The sequence below is a fragment of the Paenibacillus sp. RC21 genome (assembly GCF_044907935.1).
In the GTDB taxonomy this organism is placed as follows: domain Bacteria; phylum Bacillota; class Bacilli; order Paenibacillales; family Paenibacillaceae; genus Paenibacillus; species Paenibacillus terrae_A.
In genome coordinates this window covers 235,849-256,515 of record NZ_JBIYCS010000004.1, presented here as the reverse complement: position 1 = coordinate 256,515, position 20,667 = coordinate 235,849, and the positions used below count along the sequence as shown (strand labels likewise).

20 protein-coding genes are annotated in these 20,667 nt (G+C 46.9%); 11 read left to right on the top strand and 9 right to left on the bottom strand.

Annotated features, from left to right (window positions below):
* Window positions 1–75: 75 nt before the first annotated feature.
* From ABIA61_RS14715 to ABIA61_RS14690, 6 genes are all read left to right on the top strand, one after another.
* Window positions 76–1,524, top strand: coding sequence for a SulP family inorganic anion transporter (locus tag ABIA61_RS14715; RefSeq protein ID WP_404580927.1), 1,449 nt, complete (start codon window positions 76–78; stop codon window positions 1,522–1,524).
* 220 nt (window positions 1,525–1,744) lie between these two features.
* Window positions 1,745–2,410 carry an amino acid ABC transporter permease gene (locus ABIA61_RS14710; protein WP_283653655.1) on the top strand — a complete coding sequence of 222 codons (666 nt, stop codon included), beginning with the start codon at window positions 1,745–1,747 and terminating at the stop codon, window positions 2,408–2,410.
* A complete protein-coding gene (locus tag ABIA61_RS14705) occupies window positions 2,391–3,068 on the top strand; it encodes an amino acid ABC transporter permease (RefSeq protein WP_044644408.1) in 678 nt (225 codons plus the stop codon). Before ABIA61_RS14710 ends, ABIA61_RS14705 begins: the two co-directional genes overlap by 20 nt.
* A gap of 17 nt (window positions 3,069–3,085) precedes the next feature.
* Window positions 3,086–3,841 (top strand): amino acid ABC transporter ATP-binding protein, encoded by a 756-nt coding sequence (locus ABIA61_RS14700; RefSeq protein WP_283656337.1) that lies wholly within the window; start codon window positions 3,086–3,088, stop codon window positions 3,839–3,841.
* 17 nt (window positions 3,842–3,858) lie between these two features.
* Window positions 3,859–4,737: a cysteine ABC transporter substrate-binding protein gene (locus tag ABIA61_RS14695; RefSeq protein WP_404580926.1), complete on the top strand. Its 879-nt coding sequence runs from the start codon at window positions 3,859–3,861 to the stop codon at window positions 4,735–4,737.
* Between the two features lie 800 nt (window positions 4,738–5,537).
* Complete coding sequence (locus ABIA61_RS14690; RefSeq protein ID WP_283653653.1) at window positions 5,538–5,897, top strand: winged helix-turn-helix transcriptional regulator; 360 nt, start codon at window positions 5,538–5,540, stop codon at window positions 5,895–5,897.
* A gap of 97 nt (window positions 5,898–5,994) precedes the next feature.
* On the opposite strand, the gene ABIA61_RS14685 is transcribed toward ABIA61_RS14690, so the two are convergent.
* Both ABIA61_RS14685 and ABIA61_RS14680 read right to left on the bottom strand, forming a co-directional pair.
* Entirely contained in the window at window positions 5,995–7,149 is a 1,155-nt protein-coding gene (locus ABIA61_RS14685; protein WP_404580925.1) for an MFS transporter, read from the bottom strand.
* A 478-nt stretch (window positions 7,150–7,627) separates the two neighbouring features.
* Window positions 7,628–7,891, bottom strand: coding sequence for a hypothetical protein (locus ABIA61_RS14680; RefSeq protein ID WP_283653651.1), 264 nt, complete (start codon window positions 7,889–7,891; stop codon window positions 7,628–7,630).
* Window positions 7,892–8,015: 124 nt separating this feature from the next.
* Here ABIA61_RS14680 and ABIA61_RS14675 point away from each other — a divergent pair, with 124 nt between their 5' ends.
* Window positions 8,016–8,531: a hypothetical protein gene (locus ABIA61_RS14675; protein WP_404580924.1), complete on the top strand. Its 516-nt coding sequence runs from the start codon at window positions 8,016–8,018 to the stop codon at window positions 8,529–8,531.
* A gap of 97 nt (window positions 8,532–8,628) precedes the next feature.
* Here the strand turns inward: ABIA61_RS14675 and ABIA61_RS14670 are convergent, their stop codons facing one another.
* Together ABIA61_RS14670 and ABIA61_RS14665 are read right to left on the bottom strand one after the other, a co-directional pair.
* Window positions 8,629–9,861 carry a peptidase gene (locus ABIA61_RS14670; protein WP_404580923.1) on the bottom strand — a complete coding sequence of 411 codons (1,233 nt, stop codon included), beginning with the start codon at window positions 9,859–9,861 and terminating at the stop codon, window positions 8,629–8,631.
* A 418-nt stretch (window positions 9,862–10,279) separates the two neighbouring features.
* The gene (locus ABIA61_RS14665; protein WP_404580922.1) at window positions 10,280–11,701 is read right to left on the bottom strand and encodes an SMI1/KNR4 family protein; all 1,422 of its coding nucleotides are present in this window, start codon (window positions 11,699–11,701) and stop codon (window positions 10,280–10,282) included.
* A 218-nt stretch (window positions 11,702–11,919) separates the two neighbouring features.
* Here ABIA61_RS14665 and ABIA61_RS14660 point away from each other — a divergent pair, with 218 nt between their 5' ends.
* Entirely contained in the window at window positions 11,920–13,554 is a 1,635-nt protein-coding gene (locus ABIA61_RS14660) for a DUF6138 family protein (protein ID WP_404580921.1), read from the top strand.
* On the opposite strand, the gene ABIA61_RS14655 is transcribed toward ABIA61_RS14660, so the two are convergent.
* From ABIA61_RS14655 to ABIA61_RS14635, 5 genes are read right to left on the bottom strand one after another with little or no spacing between them, the layout of a single operon-like run.
* A complete protein-coding gene (locus ABIA61_RS14655; protein ID WP_404580920.1) occupies window positions 13,544–13,888 on the bottom strand; it encodes a DUF7716 domain-containing protein in 345 nt (114 codons plus the stop codon). The genes ABIA61_RS14660 and ABIA61_RS14655 overlap by 11 nt on opposite strands.
* A gap of 5 nt (window positions 13,889–13,893) precedes the next feature.
* Window positions 13,894–14,454, bottom strand: coding sequence for a hypothetical protein (locus tag ABIA61_RS14650; protein WP_404580919.1), 561 nt, complete (start codon window positions 14,452–14,454; stop codon window positions 13,894–13,896).
* 31 nt (window positions 14,455–14,485) lie between these two features.
* Entirely contained in the window at window positions 14,486–15,115 is a 630-nt protein-coding gene (locus tag ABIA61_RS14645; RefSeq protein ID WP_404519397.1) for a hypothetical protein, read from the bottom strand.
* Between the two features lie 29 nt (window positions 15,116–15,144).
* Window positions 15,145–15,609, bottom strand: a complete 465-nt coding sequence (locus ABIA61_RS14640; RefSeq protein WP_283653642.1) for a HEAT repeat domain-containing protein — start codon at window positions 15,607–15,609, stop codon at window positions 15,145–15,147.
* Window positions 15,602–16,246, bottom strand: coding sequence for an immunity 50 family protein (locus ABIA61_RS14635; protein ID WP_404580918.1), 645 nt, complete (start codon window positions 16,244–16,246; stop codon window positions 15,602–15,604). Before ABIA61_RS14635 ends, ABIA61_RS14640 begins: the two co-directional genes overlap by 8 nt.
* Window positions 16,247–16,673: 427 nt before the next feature.
* Here ABIA61_RS14635 and ABIA61_RS14630 point away from each other — a divergent pair, with 427 nt between their 5' ends.
* The 3 genes from ABIA61_RS14630 to ABIA61_RS14620 all read left to right on the top strand — a co-directional run bounded on the left by ABIA61_RS14630 (window position 16,674) and on the right by ABIA61_RS14620 (window position 20,644).
* Window positions 16,674–18,299 (top strand): DEAD/DEAH box helicase, encoded by a 1,626-nt coding sequence (locus tag ABIA61_RS14630; RefSeq protein ID WP_404580917.1) that lies wholly within the window; start codon window positions 16,674–16,676, stop codon window positions 18,297–18,299.
* Between the two features lie 239 nt (window positions 18,300–18,538).
* Window positions 18,539–19,507: a cation diffusion facilitator family transporter gene (locus tag ABIA61_RS14625; protein ID WP_404519400.1), complete on the top strand. Its 969-nt coding sequence runs from the start codon at window positions 18,539–18,541 to the stop codon at window positions 19,505–19,507.
* A gap of 114 nt (window positions 19,508–19,621) precedes the next feature.
* Window positions 19,622–20,644, top strand: coding sequence for an LCP family protein (locus ABIA61_RS14620; RefSeq protein ID WP_283653638.1), 1,023 nt, complete (start codon window positions 19,622–19,624; stop codon window positions 20,642–20,644).
* Window positions 20,645–20,667 lie beyond the last annotated feature (23 nt).

Genomic DNA, 20,667 nt, shown 5'->3' with positions numbered 1-20,667 from the left:
CGGAGGCCCGGAACGACACCGGGCGCGGGTCAACACGCTGTTCTCCGTTAATATAGGAGGCTGGAAAGAAACCGTATGAATTTTAGACAACAATGGTTCGGTAATATCCGGGCTGATATACTTGCAGGTATGACCGTTGCGCTGGCACTAATCCCGGAGGCGATTGCCTTCTCGATCATTGCCGGCGTCAATCCGATGGTCGGACTGTACGCCTCCATTTCGATGGCAATTGTTATTTCTTTTGCAGGCGGGCGCCCGGCGATGATCTCGGCAGCAACCGGGGCTGTAGCGGTGCTGGTCGTGGGTTTGGTGAAGGATCATGGCGTGGAATATCTGTTTGCGGCTACTATTTTGGCAGGTATTATTCAGGTGCTGCTGGGTGTTTTGAAAATAGGGCGTTTTATAAGCTTTATTTCGCAGCCAGTCATGACCGGGTTTGTGAATGCGCTGGCGATTCTCGTCTTTATGGCGCAGCTCACCCACTTTCACGGAGCCAATTGGATCATGTACGCGATGGTGGCGGGTACGCTGCTCATTGTGTATATTTTGCCGAGGTTTGTGAAAAGCATTCCCGCTCCATTGACGGCAATCGTTATCATGACGATCATCACGTATATGTTCGGGTTAAATGTTAAAACCGTAGGCGATATCGGTACGCTGACTAGCTCACTGCCTTCATTCCATATGCCGCAAATTGAGTGGTCGTTGCATACATTGTGGATATTGCTGCCGTATTCCTTTACGATGGCGCTGGTGGGACTGCTGGAATCATTGCTGACAGCCAGTATTTTGGATGAAATGACCGAAACGAAAAGCAATAAAAACCGGGAAGCCCGTGGGCAAGGGATTGCCAACTTTGTAAATGGTTTTTTCGGCGGTATGGGTGGCTGTGCTATGATCGGGCAATCCGTTATTAATGTTAGCTCGGGAGGTAGAGGGCGTTTGTCCACCTTCACGGCAGGGGTGTTTCTGGCTTTTCTGCTGTTGGTGCTCGGCGGGGTTGTGAAGGAAGTACCGATGGGCGCACTGGTGGGAGTTATGTTTATGGTGTGTATCGGAACAGTGGACTGGAATTCGTTCCGAAACATAGCCAGGGTTCCCAAGGCGGACACATTTATCATGGTTACGACGGTCGTCATTGTGGTGGCTACGCATGATTTGTCTAAGGGAGTTATCGTGGGTGTGTTGCTGAGTGCCCTGCATTTTGGCTGGAAAATGGCTAAAATCCGCATCAGCGCGACAGAGGACGACGATGAAAAGGTGTACCATGTTAGCGGTCCGATGTTTTTCGCTTCGACGACTCATTTTGTCGACCATTTTGAACCTTCGGATGATCCGAAACGCGTGGTGGTGGATTTCAGCCAATCGCATATTTGGGATCATTCTGCGGTAACCGCCATTGGGAAGGTGCTGCAAAAGTACACGAAATCCGGTAAGTTGATTACCCTGCGGGGACTGAACGAGGAAAGCCGTTTGATTGTGGAAAAGCTCGGCGGTTCTGTAGTTACGGAGCCGCTGGTGTGATAAATCGTATAGAATAGATCAAAGCCTGGAATGGAATTTAGCCATTTCAGGCTTTTTTGCATGCATTTCTGAAATGAAACAAAGGTTTTCTTCCTAAATCATAGATAAATATGACAAATTTTTGTCGGAGTATTGACGTAATAATTGGGCTGGAATACAATCATTGTTATTAAACTCACAAAATACATAGGATTAATCGAAAATTGAAAGGTATGTACATATGAATTTAGACTGGGAGTTTATCGTAGAGAGCTTGCCGCTGTATGGTGAGGCGATGTGGCTTACACTGAAGATTGCTTTTTGGGCCATACTTTTTTCGCTGATCGTCGGTTTGCTGTGCAGTATCGTGTTGTATTACAAGGTGAAGGGTATCAGCGGCATTATTGTAGCGTATATTGAGCTTTCCCGAAATACACCGCTGCTGGTACAGTTGTATTTTCTGTACTATGGTTTTACAAAAATTGGGTTGCATATGAGCGAAATGACGTGCGCCATCATTGGTATGACCTTTTTGGGCGGAGGGTATATGGCAGAGGCGTTCCGTGGTGGGATTGAAGCAGTGAGTAAAACTCAGACGGAATCCGGGCTTAGCTTGGGACTGTCCAAGGTGCAACTGGCGCGGTATGTTATTTTGCCACAGGCCTTTGCTATCAGTGTTCCATCCTTGGGTGCGAATGCGATTTTTCTGCTCAAAGAAACCTCCATTGTTGGCGCCATTGCTTTGCTAGATATTATGAATGTGGCAAAAGACCTGATCGGCATGTACTACAAAACGGCGGAATCGCTGATTCTGCTGGTGCTGGCTTATCTCGTCCTGCTTTTGCCTTTGTCGATGCTGCTGACATGGGTGGAAAGGAAGGTGCGATATGCAGAATTCGGGGATTAATGTGCTTTTTGAAGGTTCCAATTTTGAGCGTCTGTTAGGTGGGTTACTCGTTACGATGGAAATTGCATTTATTTCGATTGTGATCGGCACAGTGCTGGGCATCGTGATGGGGCTATTGCGCACTTTAAAGTCGGGACCGATTCGATTTGTATTACGGCTTTATCTGGAGACGTTTCGTATTATTCCGATTTTGGTTTGGCTGTATGTCGTGTACTTCGGCTTCACGCCTTTGCTGAATGTGAACATTAGCGGGGAGCTAACGGCAATTATCGTGTTTAGCTTATGGGGTGCGGCGGAGATCGGTGACATCGTTCGTGGTGCGCTCGAATCGTTACCCAAGCATCAGGTGGAATCCGGGCAAGCACTGGGTCTGACGTATGGACAGTTATACCGTCATGTGCTCATTCCTCAGGCGGTGCGCCGAATGCTGCCGGGTTCTATTAATCTGGCGACACGGATGATCAAAACAACGTCATTGGTGGTGTTGATTGGCGTGGTAGAGGTGGTAAAGGTCGGACAACAGATTATTGAGCTTGGTGTGATTAAAGCGCCTGCTGCATCCTTTTGGGTGTACGGTTTTATTTTTATACTCTATTTTCTCGTATGTTATCCGTTATCCAGACTTTCCAAAAGATTCGAACGCAGATGGCAAAATTAGCAGGATGGGGTGGCGTAATGGCAGAGGCTGTGGAGGTTTTGCTGGAGATTCGAGGGCTGGACAAAAGCTTCGGTGATCGAAAGGTACTCCAACAGATTGATCTGGAGGTAACGAAGGGGGAGGTCGTGGTTGTTCTTGGCCCTTCGGGCTGTGGAAAAAGCACACTTCTGCGATGCCTCAATGGTCTGGAGCCAGTCCAAGGCGGAGAAATCCAATATAGAGGGCAGGATCTTACGGATAAAAAAGTGAATTGGCGGGAGATACGACAGCATATCGGGATGGTATTCCAGAACTATGAGCTGTTTCCCCATATGACCGTTTTGGAAAATATATTGCTAGGCCCGCTTAAAGTGCAGCGAAGAAACAAGCAGGAAGCGCTCAAGCAAGCGGAGCAATTATTGGAACGGGTCGGTCTATTGGATCGCAAGGATGCGTATCCGAGAGAGTTATCAGGCGGACAAAAGCAGCGGATTGCGATTGTACGCGCACTGTGTATGAACCCTGAAATTATGCTCTTTGACGAAGTCACGGCATCCTTGGACCCGGAAATGGTCAGAGAGGTGCTGGATGTGATGCGAGAACTGGCGCGACAGGGAATGACGATGATTATCGTGACGCATGAGATGGGATTCGCCAAGTCGGTGGGGGATCGTATCGTTTTTATGGATCAAGGACAAATATGCGAAATGACCACGCCACAGCAATTTTTCACCCAACCGGAAACAGAGCGTGCCCAGCACTTTCTGGATATATTTCAGTATGAAACTACATAAACAGGGGGATGAATACGATGAAAAAAGGGTTGAAGTTAACGGCATTATTGCTGGCTGTAAGCCTGCTGCTTATCGGAATGACGGGCTGCGCGGGAGCAGGAGGCAATGTCAATGGCAATTCTGGCTCGGCAAAATTTGCTTCGATTGAGGACATTAAAAAGAACGGCAAAATCCGAATTGGTGTTTTCGCGGATAAGCCTCCGTTTGGCTACGTGGATTCAGAAGGGAAGAATCAGGGCTTTGACGTATATATTGCGAAACGATTTGCCAAGGATCTATTGGGCGATGAGTCCAAGGTAGAGTTCGTGCTGGTGGATGCCGCCAGCCGGGTCGCTTATTTGCAATCCAACAAGGTAGACATCATCATGGCTAACTTTACCGTGACGGACGAGCGCAAAGAAAAGGTCGATTTTACTAATCCATACATGAAATTATCCTTTGGCATTGTATCACCCGACAGCGCTCCGATCACTACGATTGATCAATTGAAGAACTCGGATCAGAAGCTGATTGTCGCAAAAGGAACGACGGCTGAGACCTATTTTACGAAAAATTATCCTGACATCAAGCTGCTCAAATTCGATCAGTACACGGAAATTTTCTCAGCTCTCAAAGACAAGCGCGGCGCTGCCATCGCTAACGATAATACAGAGCTGATCGCTTGGGCGAAAGCCAATCCCGGCTTCACCGTAACCATTCCGGCCTTTGGCGGCCAGGATACGATTGCACCCGCAGTAGCGAAGGGAAATAAGGAGCTGTTAGACTGGATCAACAATGAGCTGGCTACATTAGGCAAGGAAAACTTTGTGCATCAAGCCTACAAGGACACACTGACCTCTGTTTACGGAGAAGGCTTTACAGACCAATTGGTCGTAGAGGGCGGCAAAGTGGAATAATCGTTGTTTCATACATGAAGGCATTAAGGAAGCGTTGGGGGGAATGAACCCGGCGCTTTTTATTATTAAGAAAAAATGGGCCTTTTAGCAATTTCAGCAGTACAGTAGAATTAGAGAGTTGTATTTATTGAATCGAGTCATTTTATTTATAAAATAAGTAATAAGGAGTTACGCGAAAGTAAAGTCAGTACCACTATCTGAAAGACATTGCTAAGCCCATTATCGACGCCGATCGCAAGTTAAAAATGGAACTCAAAAAGAGCATGCGCGGGATTCGCGACATCGAACGAAAAATAGAGCAAGTTGAATCCAAAGCGCTTGTAACAGAGAAAACGGAACAGTCTATTACGCAAAAAATTTAATCGCAATAGCGCAGGCTACCTCAACGACTTAGAGCAAAAATGGAATTCACTTATGAGCTAGTTAATTATGCTGTCATAGTTAAAAAACTATTTAGTTAAGGGAAGGTCGGCTTATTTGGAAATGGAAAGGACAGTTAAACCAAGTTCAGACATTGTCATAGAGGGTTATTTAGATACATTCTCCATTGTGAATCGAATATCTGAAGAAGTAATAAAAAGGTTATCTTTACTCAACTAACCGTTTCCTGTTTTGGCCAACACTCGCCCTCCGCGTTCGCGCTGCCATCGTTCCGGTCCCATTCCGTTTCTAAAACTTATTCAAATTTAGGATATATCAAATTTTATAGCGATTTACATCCTTTCAATAAGATTGCATAATGATGTATTATAAAGTATGCATATTTATATCATATACTTACCAAAAGGAGAGTGTAACTTGTGCGCGAAACCTATATTCCAACTGGCGTGAAACTAAAAGAAACTGGCTTTGGATACACGTTGTCCTTAATAGGCGGTAAATATAAAATGATCATTATGTATTGGCTGTCTGAAAATAAGGTAATGCGGTTTAATGAGCTGAATCGATGTATCGGTACCATTTCCTTTAAAACGCAAAGCATCATGTTAAAAGAGCTGGAGGCAGATGGGCTTATCATACGCAAGGAATTTCCCCAAATACCTCCAAAAGTTGAATATTCATTATCTGAAAGTGGTCTTTCTCTCATTCCATTGTTAAATATGATGTGCGAGTGGGGAGAGAAAAACAGTTCGCCAGCTCTGGAGGCTGTACAGCGGTAGGCATAGTTGTCTTGTTTATATTACAAAGAAGTATCTCCTGAACAGGGAAATACTTCTTTTTTATAGCAGTCTTAATAAAGCTAACTATTACAGATTGTCAAGCTTTGGAGTGGGTTACTCGTAAATATACCATAACGGTTATTGCAGCGATGGCAACAACCGCAGCTCCAATCCAGCTAATCGAAGCTAAGGAAACTTGTTCCACGAAAACGCCTCCAATTCCTGCACCAGCACCCATAGCAAGCTGTAAAACTGAACTATTCATACTCACCATAATGCCTGAGGCCGCCGGAGCAAGCGTCATTAAGTGATATTGCTGAGTTGGACTTGTTGACCAAGCGGAGAGAGCCCAAAATATGAGCACAAGGAAAATGATAGCAGGCGATTGGGCTGATAATGACAGTAGAACTAAGGCTACTACATGCAGTACCATACTGACAAATAAAGTACGAGGGAATCCCCATTTATCCGTACTATAGCCGCCAAGCTTTGAGCCGAATAAGCTGGCAATCCCGAAAGCGAATAAAGCAATGATAACTGTTTTACTGTTCATCCCTGTAATCGACAGCAGGAAGGGAGAAATGTAGGTGTAGACCGTAGAATAACCAGAAATCCATAAGAAAGTGATCATTAGGGCTGCAATTATTTTCGGTTGCTTAATTAAAGCAAGCTGTTTGCGCAAGGGAACCGACTCATCGCCATTTGAGCGTGGGATGACTAAGAGTATAACGATCATCGCAAGAATACTAAGTGCACCGATTCCTTCGAAGATCAATCTCCAATCATAAGCGGAAGCAATAACTCTGCCTAGCGGAACACCGATAATCAACGAGGTGCTAAAGCCCATAAGGATTGTTGCAATTGCACTTCCCTGTTTATCAGGTGGAGTCATCTTGGTAGCGACAGTAAAGGAGGTTACAACGAATACTCCCATGCTTAGTGCAAGAATAACGCGTGAGACTAAAAGAAATCCAAAGCCAGGTAAAACTACGGCGATAATATTTCCAATCACAAATACACCAAGTGAATAAACTAAAAGCTTGCGCTGCTCCATTCGTGCTGTAAATGCGATAAGGAAAGGTGTTCCAAAAGCATAGGCGAGTGAAAAAACAGTAATGAGCTGACCAGCAGCAGCGACGGAGACATTAACGTCTCTTGCAACTGTGTCGAGAATCCCTGCTATGATATACTCGGATGTTCCAAGCAAGAAGCTAACAGCGGCTAATAAGTAAACTTTCCAAGCATTAGACATATAATTATCCCTCTTTCTTAAGTTTCTATATTTCCAGGTTATAGAAATTTATTTATTTCCTTCTTTGAGTATAAAGATTGCACTGTAAATATGTAAGTACGCACTTTTAGTACAGGTACTGTCATAAAGGTGAGTGTCACCCTGAGCATATACACTAAATTTTGTTAACACCGTATTATGATTATTAAACTCCCTCGGGGAACTATAGATTCAACATCGAAAGGGCTGCCGCGTGGCAGCCCTTCGCTCAGCTAACGGGCAGCATAGTTTATTAATCTAAGATTGTTGTTGAAGTGATAAAAGTTCTTACCTAAGCACTGACGGTTGCTGTCCCGGCATACCGATTGCTGAATCCATACTTTATAAATCTCAAAACCAATGAAAAGGGACCCCGGTTCAAAATTGATTTATTCGCGACAAAAAAAGGTGGACACTCATGAGGTGTCCACCTTTCTCATTGGAAATTTTAAAGCACGGATTACTTGGTACTTGGGGTTGATGACTTCAGTTGGTCGATTTGAAGTTGGCCTTTCCAGCTTCCCTCAGTCCCACCGATGCGATTCACATTGATTTGCAATACCATCTCTTGCGGCAGCTTATGACCAACCGTCATGAACGCGATTATCCCCTCTGGCTCGCCTTGATCGGCGATCCCTGTATCCAGTTTATTACCTTTGGAATCCGTAAGGTAGAACGGCAGATTATCAGCGTTAGGAGTACCAAAATTTATGAACGTGCACAAGCCATACAAGCTTCCTTACAAAGATGCTTGAGTAAAAAAAGAGCCTAATTTACTTCAAGGTGTTGTCAGAATATTCAGTAAAATTGAAGAATTAAAACCTAGTTATACAGCCGTTTCGCGGCTAGTGAAACCCTTGGAACATATCGCTAGCATTCTCACTCCTGAGGAAGATAAAAGTAGTGAGACGGCTGGGTGGGAACTGTCCCTGCTACTGGAATGGGTGAAACAAACCTACACGCATCAGAGTGACGAGCTAATGGTTAACAATTTACTTAACTTTTCCAGAGGGTTTTGGAAAGGCTTGTTCACTTGTTATGACCATTACTACATTCCAAGAACGAGCAATGACTTAGAGCAATTCTTTCGACGGACGAAGGCTAGTCACCGTCGTATTACGGGACTTCGTAATTGGAACAGTTACATCATACGCAATGGTGAAATGATCGTATTAGTGAATGATGCACTGCGCCAAGAACATGTCATTTCACGACTGCGCTCAGTTTGCTTTACTCGCTATAAATCTCGAAAAGCACTGTGGGATCAGCGTTTAACCAGCGTTATATTACGCAAAAAATTTAATCGCAATAGCGCAGGCTACCTCAACGACTTAGAGCAAAAATGGAATTCACTTATAAGTTAGTTAATTATGCTGTCGTAGTTTTTTTAGATAGCAAAACAGCGCCAGACGGATATCGAACCTATCTGGCGCTTTATTTTTAGAGATATGAAAAACAATTTTATTTCTTTTGTGCAAACAGCCACTCAATCATATCCTGATTTTGCAAAGCGGGAACCCATGAGAAGTGTCCTACAGGTTTGATAATTCCAGCTTCATATTCAGTAAAATGAATGAGATTTCCGTTTTGTGCTTTAATGGCAGCTACCATTTCTTGCGAGTTTTTAGGGCTTACCGAGGTGTCGTCTACGGCATGGAAGGCCCAAATAGGTACGTTTTTCAATACTTCCACGTGTTTAGGATCAACAGGTGCATACATGTTAACGGCTTTTTCATAGTTGGTCAAACCGGCAATCGGCACACCTGCGGCGAACAAATCAAGATTTTTCTCCAACAATCTCCATGTTCCCATAGCTCCTTGAGAAATACCAACGATATAGATTCGGTTAGTGTCGATCGGATATTTTAACGCCGTTTCACGTACCAGATCGGCTACAGCGCTGTTGCGCGGCTCATCCGCCCAAATGAATTTATGTTCCAGGTCAATCGGGCTTTGTGGAGCGATTACGAAGGAAGGGTGCTTGGCTTGCTGCTCAGGAGAAGCCCAAGTAACGGCACCAGCATTCGCCAGTAGGTTCACTCCGTTTCCGTCACCACGCTCACCGTTTCCGTGCAGAAACACAACCAGCGGGTAGGTTTTGCCAGACTCTACTTTAGGCTCAAACGTAAAGTAGTTCAGCTTGAAGCCGTCTTTATTTTCAAAAGTGTTTTTTTGGAAATCGTCCACGATAGGCGTAACTTTATCGGTTGCTTTTACAGTCTGTGCAGTGGCTGGAATGACTGCTTTCTTTTGAGTTGCTATGTCTTTCTTTTGACTAATGTAATAATTCAACGTGTTGATGCGGTTAACTGCGCTTGTTGCATCGTAAGTAAGGGTACTTGCATTTTTATCTTGCTTATCCAGCTCAATCACGACATATTTACCATGAGTACTGCGGTTGGTAATAGCTCCAGTATCATTGGTATATACACCGGTCACTGTTCTGTCTGTATATACATCATTGAGTACAGATTGCACCTGAAAGCTGGAAGTGGATAAGGATGCCCCGTCAATATTGGTGCTGTATTTCAGTACAACGGCAGAAACGACTTCACCCAAAGGCTGTACCTGAGTAAGCAGGGTAGCCTGTGGTGCTGGTACATCGGATGCTGCGGCAGAGCTGGAGGACGGGAAAACGATCGTGAGCAGGAACACGAAAGATAGTAAAACAAGGGCGAAACGTCTTCTTTGCATGAAATTGATCTCCTTTGGTGTCATTTTTTAAAGCGCTTACACATGCTTGGGATGGTTGACTGTATAATGCTGCATCGATATAAATCAAAAAAAGGCAAACTCCGGGTACATTAATGTACTCGGGTTTTGCCTTTTCAGTAACAATCCCACTTGCAGGATAGCATCTTCATTGGAATTTGACAAGTGAAAGCGCTACAATACTGGTTTTTTTTGGAATATGAAAGGGTATGCCGAAGTTTCTATGCGCAAAATTGCGGATCAGATCGAATATTCGCCAAGTGAAGCATGCTGCACGGCTTGACTTCCCTGCTCCTGAGTTTTGATTTCCCAACAGCAAATTTGAATGATGAATTAATTTCATTCACTATAGATACCTTTTTCAAGGGGTTAAGCTGCTGATGCAGCGACTCCAAAAGGCTTAGCAAAGCCCCAAATCAGAAAGCTGCTCCAGCACTGCTTCAATACGGCGTTTATCTTTTTTGAGCATAACAAGCTGCAAAGAAGCATGAAGCAGGTCTGAGATGTTAGCCCAAGTGTCTGCTTCCAGAGGAGGAAGAAGATCCCGTTGAATCATGATATTCAACGCTTCGGTTGTGATTTTCTGATAAAGCTCGCTATCGGATAGCCATTCAAGCAACTGTTTAGTTGTAGGATGGGAGTGGGCGAAGAGCGTTGCCCAGCCTTCTACTGGATGATTCACCTTATCCCGCATCCAGTCAATGACCTGTGGTGAATGAAAATGCTGTAGCTGTCCGTTAGCAGTGTACCCTTCTAATTTACCGTCCCCCGTCGAATGCTGTAGCAGGTTATTGCACACGTATGCCAAGCCTTCATGCCTGGGCAGGCAGCGGGCGGTCAGGTAGGCACGGGTAGATACAAATGTAACTGCTATAATAGAGCCGCTATTTGGAACCAAGGAAGAAGTCCACGTTTGCACAGCGCCCGGCTGCCATAAGGAGCGGACCCAATCAGCAGCCCCGTCGCCAGCAGTTTCTCCTATAAAAACACCCCATATAGCGAAATTCACAGGACTATGCTGAAGGCGCTGCTCCCAGGCAAGGAAAATATCCTTCGGATCATATGCTTGAAAGGTCTGCAAAATGGCGGGATTGTCTACGCCATGCATCGTAGTGTAATTAACCAAAGCTTCAAGTGAATGGGCATCCTCCAGCTTCACATTGCAGAACACATCCAGCCAGCGTACCCACATTTGTAGTGGGTGACTTGTGAGCTGAATGCCATGCTCGTCAATCACTGTCGTCCAATCCCATACCCATAGGCCGTGCAACGTGAGGATGGTGTCTATATAGGCGGGCAGATTGTCCGCAAGCAAGGTCAACCGATCCTGCTCGTGATCATAGCAGAACACCGCAGGCTCGGTAGTGGATGTAGCCAAATCGAGTAACACTGGATCGCCAGCACCGTTGTAGTTGAAAATCAGATACCGATGTTCGTCCGTCGTCGCTGGTGAGTCTGCATTTTCCCCATAGGATGTGAAATAGCTAATATACTCATGATTCCAGCCGAACTCTCCCGTGATATCTTCGAGTATGTTCAGTCCGTGATCAGAGGTGAAGCTATATTCACCTGTACGTTTCGATACATCAGCTACAATGCAATGTTGAGGAAGCGACCATAACAGATATAAGCTGCCGCACCGTTGGATCAGTTCAGACAGGGAGGCAGGCAAAGTCATCTGTAGCCGTTCCTCCAGAGCAGTTATCTCCACTGTGGAGATGCCCTCCGTCGACTTGTATTCCACGTCAGGCATTCCGCTTTGTCTCAGACGTTCTGCGATATCTCCCAGCCTATCAAGGATTTGCCCAAAATATGCCGTCATTTCATTCGTCCTCCTCTTACTTTAAAACCCGGCAATGCTGCTTCTGCAAGAATGTTAGAATCTTATCACAAACCTTCATTGCTCTCACTTTCTGTTCATGGAGTCCAAAAGTAAATGAGAGATATGCTATAATCAGGAAATAAAATAGTTTTAGATTAGTCTATCTTACTTGCGTAGGAACTACAATTTGTGAAGGCATGGAGGAGGAACACATCATAATGGCATCAGGGGTACAAGCATACATAGATCCGATTTTCGAGGCAATTGATAAGGTATACGCTTCTGAGCAAAAACGAATCGCCGAATTCCAGACAAAAAGTGCCCTTCACGAAGGAATTCATGAATACTTGAACGTCATGTGTAATAAGAACGGACTACGGGTAGACATCTATGAGCTATTTGATTGGGACAGTCGTAAACCGGATACGAAGATTCCTAATTTTACGGAGGGTGTAACGCTCCAGCAGGTGCAGGACGAATGGATGCCTGTGATCAGGGAACGGATAGAGACGCTGTTTAAGTCTGAAAAATTTAGTTCCATGTTCTTTCGTTATCGGCTGGAATTTCATCTGGAAGTGGTCTTGGAGAAGAAATCCAGCCATTTTACATTTTCACTTCTAAACGAAGATAAACGACAGCATTTGTTAGCCTCTATCCAGCAGTTTGTGGAACAGAAGCTCAACCCCTCCAGTAAAGCTGTGCCGAAGGAAAAGGACGATTTTTTCTTTGTGAGGCACTTGCTCGATCCTCATTTGTACCCTATAGATGCCGAACGGGTAGGTGACCTTCTGGATCGAATGGATGCAAAAGTGAAGGTGAGCCGCAATCGTGAGGAAGCATGGAGACATCAGCTTAACGGTGACTTGAAGCGTTGGGCCGAAGATGAATTTTTGGCGAGGTATGCGGATCGTGAAAAAAGCTACGGGCTGGATTATACGGTGAAGCCTGATATTCGTCCTTCAGATATTCCTGCACCAGCCATAGAGATGTTCCTGCTCACCGCGATGCGAGTGGGTTCGACCGATGCCGATGCACGGCAGAAATATTTGGAGATCGCTTCACAGCTAGGCTCGGAGCAGGCCGCCCAGTGGCTCAAGAGCGGATCAGGTAGCATTCCAGCGCTATACACAAGCGAGCGTGTCACCTGTAAAGCGAATGATATTTTGCAAACGCTGGAGGTTCATATTCGTTCGGAGGAAGAAGAGAGCTACAGGGAAGCGCTCGTATATGTATGCGATATTTTACAGAAGGGCTTTACCAAGGAATATCGCCTGAAGCTCAAGAGCAAGGTGAAAAATATCCTGCCTGTGCCCAAGCTGGCTAAATCCACGTTGCATCGTTTTTTTGCCAATGCACTGGAATATCCAGCTCTCTACCCGCTACTGGCTGAATATGCAGATATCGCGATGGAAGAGTTCAAGTGGTACAACGATGTGGATCCGGGAGAAAAATCGGCGATGCCGGGCACCTATGCGGTGATGGGACTGGGCCTGAAAGGAACGGACTATTTTCCATTGGTGATTCGCTATATGAAGCTGGTGGACACGGAGCATCAGTCGGTACAGGACGGCTACGCGGCTGCTTTTGCCGAAGCGCATGGACTGACACCGGACACGATTCCAGTTTGGACGAAGATTCTTCTGGCAGGCAACCAAAGTGCCAAGCCGTTGAAGTCGTCCGGAATCCAAAATGTGGAGCAGGCACAGGTGCTGGTCGAGGAGCTTGAGAAGCTGGACGATTACGACAAAGAGCTGCTCGTTTACCGAATTTGGGGCGGCGAGAAAAAGCTGAAAAGCAGTCTGAAACAGGCTAATCCTGAGGTAAAAGCACTGCTGGAATCTCTTATTCCATAAAAGCATTGTATTCGTGGTAATACTGAAGTCCCTGTGCGATGCGGTGGATGTCAGGCTCGTTGCCGCTGCGGCGTAGCACTTCAATGACATCCTGCACGGTCGCTATCTCCAGCCATGTCTGTGCATGGTGATCGGGAAGGGAAGCGGGAATACTTTCATCGCGGTGATTGGTGACGGTGAGACCTGCATCCTCCAGCTCCCATAGCTCTTCCTCAGGGATGATATAATAGGTGGTATTGACAGGATTGCTCTGAAAACGTTCCAGATTGGTGAATACCCATTCATTCATACCGCTCACGCTCAGAGATTCATCCTTGAAGCGTTTCTGTTCCATCCTCGTCAGGCCAGCTCTTCCTGAATGATTTCTGTTTTCAGACCTTTGGCGCTTGTAATCGTAATACTAATCGCATCAAAGCCGTTCCGCTTCGCCTCTTCAAAATCGCATAGCTTGCCGTTGATCAGCTCAAGCTGCCCATCCTCATCCACATCGTCTGAAAATTCATCATCCCAATCGACATTGTAATAAGCGGTCACGCTCACCTCAAACGTATCCTCACCGTCTTCATCTAAATAGGGTAAAAGGGGAGTGCGGTTGTTCTGCTGTTCCTCCGTATATACTTCGCATAGCAGTGCGTCGTAACCGTGTCGGGTTCCGTCAAATATCACGATCTGTTCGCCCGTGACCGTATCCTCCGCAATCATGAGCTGAGGTGCAAATTCAGTCACGGCGATCAGCTCGTCCATCCACTCTCCATAATAAAAAATATGAAATTTCGTATGTCCGGCCTGAGAACGGAGCTTTCCTGTCCATTCCTGCTCGATCCATGTGTCTGGGTTCTCGGGTACAGCCCATCCCTCCAAATAAGCAGGTCCCAATCGATATTGTTGTGTTTCTGTCATAAGTATCCCCTTCCTTTCTCACGGATATTTTTCATATTATGAATAGAGTAACGATTTTATTGTCCTCGTCCACGTCTACTTTTACGGTAATTCCCAGCTTGTCCTTGAACAGTCTACTGATATTGATGTAGTTATCTTTCACAAGACTGCTTGATCCACCAGAGCTGCGAGTCATACCTGTTGTGATAATGGAGCGAACATATGCCTTGTCAAGCCTGGCTTCGGGATTATAAGTATAGATGACTTGTTCCTGCTGGTTATAATAATGCTGTAACTGACTGTAATCGTTGGCGTTCTTATAATTCTTCTCTTGCCGAACGTAATCGGGATGATCCAGGGTGTAGTGAATCCTTCCGTCCAGAAAAGGATTTTCTTTGGAGGGCTTGAGTTCATATTGTCCATAGGCTAACTGAAACAAGTATTCTAAGCCGGCGCCTTCCGCCTGATAGTAGAGCTGACGGTCGTCGCCTTTTTTGTCTATAGCGGTAAAGCTGCTGATTACAGGCCAGGCATCATACTTTTCACCCTCCAAGTCCACGGCAACCTTGTACTGTACAAGTACCTTTTCATTTTGAAATAACCCGAAGCTGCTCATGATGAAATAGGCGGGAACACATATTACCCCGATAATAAGTATGAATATAAATATTTTGACTCGCATGAGTAGGTTGATTCTCCTTTGGTTGTCGATTATCTTGACAGTTCCCGCTTGGCAGACACGCCGAATTCCTCATGTTGTAACAATTGCTTCAGGGCATGTTGTGCGAAAGGCAGGTGCTTATGTGAGCACAGCAGCGCAAAGGCTGCTTCCTTGACTAATATGTATGCATCACTGTGGATCAGCTTCAGGGCCAATCCGAGTTCTGCTTCCGAGCAGGGCATCCATGCCAAAGTTTGCAAAGCGGCTATTTGCACATCATCATCTTCGTCAGGCGTGACCAGCAGCTCGCAAATTCCCCGTAAAATGGTCGGCTGCTGGTTGCCATCCGTGTACAGTCCGATGACCTTCAGCGCCTCCATACGAATAAGCTCATCCTCGGACGACTGCTGCGCCAACTGCAACAGAAAAAATCCGTTCGTCATTTTGGGATGATCCAGATCATCATGTGTAAAAGAATGACAGCGCAGCAGCTCCCGAGCCTCCTGTTTATTCATTCAACTCTGCAATCTCCGCACGGATGCCTCTGCACAGGAAGCTGCCTGACAGACCGGTTATTGCATCAATATCAATGACCATGTCCGCTTCTTCATAACGGAAATCAAGCTGTAAAATGATATTTTCCGTTTCCATAGCCGTCAACTCATGTTCCTTTGTTTCTAAAAAAGTAAAGGTCACCGCGTAACGGGATACATTTTCCGTTGAAGACATAGTAAGTAAGGGTTGCTCAGCGGAAGGCGTCAGATCGGGTGATTTGGGTATCAGTACGGTAGGTGGTGATAGTTCAATCGTCAATGTTATCTGGTCCTTTGTGATATCGGCTGCTGTAATGTGGTCATAATGAAAGGGAGGGAAATATCCGAGCTTTTCCACGATTTTATCTGCTCCTTGAATGGAGACGGTCGGTGAGAAAGCCAGTTCAAGCCCGATGGAGCCTGCCAACTGGCTCTCATATTGCGGATTGATACGTAAAAGAGCCTGTTCCGCCCCTACCTCCACAATCGTGCCGATAAAATACTGCTTGCCATGAATCAGAACAATATCATGCGGAACGAACGGCAGTGTGCCCCCGGCTTTGTAATGAATGAGATAATCGTTTTCTTTTTTCTCAACGTTTTGAACCTGAATATGCATAAGTTTCAACCTCCTGATGTTTAGTATAATGGATTTTTCAAGGTTGTGGTAAAGAAAAACAAGTTCATGATTGGAAAACATAATTCATGCCCGGGGTATCTCGTTCAAGCATTTCTTCTATCATAATATATGACATGGCAACTAAATTCATCTTTTGTATCCGTTCATTAAAATGGTTTGGAAACCCGTTCATATTCGCGTATACTAGGAAAGTCATATATGGAACGGCCTGAGCCGCATTGCGGCCGTATGTTTTGGTTACATGAACAGAATCAACGATAACGGATAAGCTCCCTTCCTGAAAAGGGTTGAATGAGAACCGATACAAAAATGGGAATTCTGAACTATGGAACGATGAATGTCATATGGCACATGAACCTATTTTACGTGACACATATTGAATACGGATAAGGGAAGTGAATACCACTTGAAGAATTTTGCAGCATTAGGCGTAGAGCAACATTGGGTAGACGCCTTGAAAGAGCAGGGAATTACAGCACCAACACCTGTACAGCAGGAGTCCATTCCGCTGTTGATGGAAGGTCAGGACGTTATTGCCGAGGCGCATACGGGAACAGGTAAAACGCTTGCGTTTTTACTGCCGATTTTGCAAAAAATGAATCTGGACAAGCGCCATCCGCAGGCGCTCGTGATTGCTCCAACGCGTGAGCTGGCGCTCCAGATTACACAGGAAGCGAACTTATTGGCGGCTACGGAGCCAAGCTTGTCGTTGCTGGCTGTTTATGGAGGCCAGGATGTAGAGCGTCAGCTTCGCAAGCTGAAGGGCGGCGCACAGTTGATTATCGGTACACCCGGACGATTGCTGGATCACCTGAGACGCGGCACGCTGGATCTGAGCGGTGTTAAAATGCTGGTGCTGGATGAAGCCGACCAAATGCTGCACATGGGCTTTCTGAACGATGTAGAGACGATTCTTCAGGAAGTTCCGTACCGGAGACAGACCATGCTGTTCTCCGCTACAATGCCAGCAGGTATCCGCAAACTGGCTCGTGTATATATGAACGAGCCTGTGGATGTAAAAGTGAAGTCTGCTTCTTCCGTTCCGGTGAGCCAAATCCGTCAGGTCGTTGTACAGACGACGGATCGGGGCAAGCAGCAAGCATTAGTGGATATGCTGAATGCAGATCGTCCGTATTTGGCTGTTATTTTCTGCCGTACGAAGCGCCGCGCTGCTGCGTTAAATGAGCAGTTGCAAGAGATGGGCTTCGAGAGCGGCGAGCTTCACGGGGATTTGTCCCAGAACAAGCGTGAGCAAGTAATGAAGGCGTTCCGTGAAGCTAAGCTTCAATTGCTTGTAGCGACCGATGTAGCCGCACGCGGCCTGGATGTGGAAGGCGTAACGCATGTCTTCAACTATGACATGCCGCAGGATGCCGAAAGCTACATCCACCGCATCGGGCGTACTGGCCGTGCCGGAGGCAAGGGTGTGGCGGTAACGCTCGCCACGCCACGGGATGTTCCAGAGCTTCGGAACATCCAGAAGGTTGCTGGTGTCACATTCACCAGCAGCGAGGGCGGCGGGCAGCGTAGACCTGCTGCCGGTACAGCTGAGCGGCAGGATGGAGAACGCCGCTCAGGCAGAAACGACCGCCGTTCCTTCGGCGGCAACGGTTCCGGCGGCGGACGCCGGGGCAGCGGCCGTGAACAGGCTGACCGTCGTGACGGCACAGGCCGTGGCCGCACGGAGCGGGAACAGCCGCGCGAAGGACGCGCAGCTTCCGCAGGCGGCGAACGTCGCTCCAGCCGCAGCAGCGAACGCGGCGGGTATGACCGCAGCAGCGGCGGCTCCACTCGCGGAGGCCAAGGTCGCTCCGTAGGGCAAAGCAGCGAACGCGGCGGGTATGACCGCAGCAGCGGCGGCTCCGCTCGGGGAGGCCAAGGTCGCTCGGCAGGGCAAAGCAGCGAACGCGGCGGGTATGACCGCAGCAGCGGCGGCTCCGCTCGCGGAGGCCAAGGTGGTCGCATTGGACAAGCCAAAGGCGGCCCGCGCGGGACTCAAGGACAGGGAGGCCGTCGCGGACGGTCCAGATAAAGCAAGAGCGTTCTCATAGAACGCTCAACTATGGTTATGATAATAGCCCCGGAGAGGCTCATCTTCCGGGGCTATTATCATCTCCACCCATGCCGCCAACGCGGCAGCATCATAGGATGGAATAAGCGGCATTACTATTTTGGGCAAACAAAGAAAACCAGCAGCATAGCTGCCTTAAAAACAACTGATTAACTTGGCGATAACAGTTGTTTTTAAGATAGATACGGAGGTTATACATCATGCACGAACAGGATATGGGCAAACGCGCTATGGTGTCAGCGTGGATCAGCCTGATCAGCAACATCCTATTAACTGGCATTAAAATCATTACAGGCGTCATGTTCAACAGCAAGGTGCTGGTTGCTGATGGTGTGCATAACGCCGGGGACGTAATCGCCTCGGCAACGGCGCTGGGGGCGATGCGTATATCGAGTCTGCCGCCGGATGAGGATCATCCATATGGTCACGGCAAGGCAGAGGTTATTGGAGCCAGCGTGGTAGCGGTCATTTTGTTCGCAGCCGGCATATTTATCGGCTACCATTCCATTATGGCGCTGTTTGAACCGATGCCGAAGGAACATATACTGGCATTGGTGGCGGCGATCATCTCCCTGCTCTGGAAGCAATGGCTGTATATATATACGATCCGTATCGGAAGGGCAGCCAATAGCCAGGGTCTCATTGCTACGGCCAAAGATCATCTGGCGGACGTGTACGCCTCCGCTGCTGCTGTACTGGGTATCGGTTTGGGCTTGATCGGGGAGCACTGGAGCATTCATATTTTATCCTACGGTGACCCGATTGCCGGGTTTGTGGTCGCATTGCTGGTTCTGAGGCTGGCGTGGGAAATGGGCCGTGAATCCATAGATGTACTGATGGAAAAGGCGATTGCAACCGAGGAAATCGAAAGCTATGCCGAAGCAGCCCTAAGTGTAGCCGAGGTTCAGCGAATTGACCGCATCCGTGCCCGTGAGCACGGTCATTACATTATTGTGGATATCCGCGCTTCTGTGGATGCCTCCCTGACGATTCAGCAGGGACATGATATTATCCGGCTGATCAAAGGGGCCGTGATGAAGCAGGAGCCGAGGGTTTACGAGGTGCTTGTGCATCTTAATCCATGGTACGCGGACACTCCTGACAAAGCTAACCTGGCGCCGCAAGAACATAAGAATAACAGCGTGACAGACAAGGAAAACTACCATTAGTCACAGGTCAATCGTGTACGCTGAACAGACGACGCGAATTGACAGATAACTTGCAGGGAGGGTATGCTTTTATAAGCTGAAAGATGTTGAATAAAAGCGAGGTTACTCGAAAATATGCGAAAAATATTAAAATGGCTGGGCATTTCTGTGACTGCGGCAGTTCTTTTGGTGGGCGGATATTATGCTTACTCTATATATCATTTTACAAATCAAATTTCGGTCGCTACCGGTCAGGATTCGAAATTTAAGCCGCAAGCACAAAGCCAGTCCCCAACGAATGTACAGCCTGTAGAAGTATCTCTTCCCCCAGAGTGGGATGGGAAAGAGAGAGTGAATATTTTGCTGCTGGGCGGCGATTCACGCGGGGAGGATTCAGGACGCTCTGACTCTGTTATGGTTGCTTCTGTTGATCCGGTCACGAAGAAGGCTACGCTCATGTCCATCCTGCGTGATACGTACGTTGATATTCCGGGCCATGGGCAAAGTCGATTGAATGCTGCATTTTCTTACGGCGGGCCTGATCTGACCAGACAAACGGTGAGCGGCCTGCTCGGCATACCGATCCAATACTATGTATACACGGATTTTAACGGCTTTATTGCGCTGGTGGATTCTGTGGGCGGTATTGATTTGGATGTCGAAAAGGATATGTACTACACTTCCAAAGCAGACAAGCACCAGTTTGATATTGATTTGAAAAAGGGAATGCAGCACATGGACGGTAAAACGGCCTTGCAATATGTGCGTTTTCGTCATGATGCCACTTCCGATTTTACGCGTACGGAGCGGCAACGCAAATTTATTACCGAGCTGGGTGGCAAAATCCAGTCGACCTCGTCTCTGATTAAGCTGCCAAGTATTTTAAACAGCATCTCTCCATATATTGAAACGAATCTGAGCACAACGGAAATGCTGCAACTGGCTTCATTGGGCTTTAATATCGACGCCAAAACGATCGCGAAACAGCAAATTCCACCGAATGAGCTGGTGCGAGAGACAACGGTTAAGGGGGCACAGGTGTTGGGTGTGGACCAGAGAAAGCTTAAGAACTTTGTACAAAATATGTTTGAGCAAGAAAACAAACCTGTGACCACAACGACGGATTCCGCTGCAACCAAGACAAACGATACTCCATAACATTCCAAAGCAAGCAAAGTCTG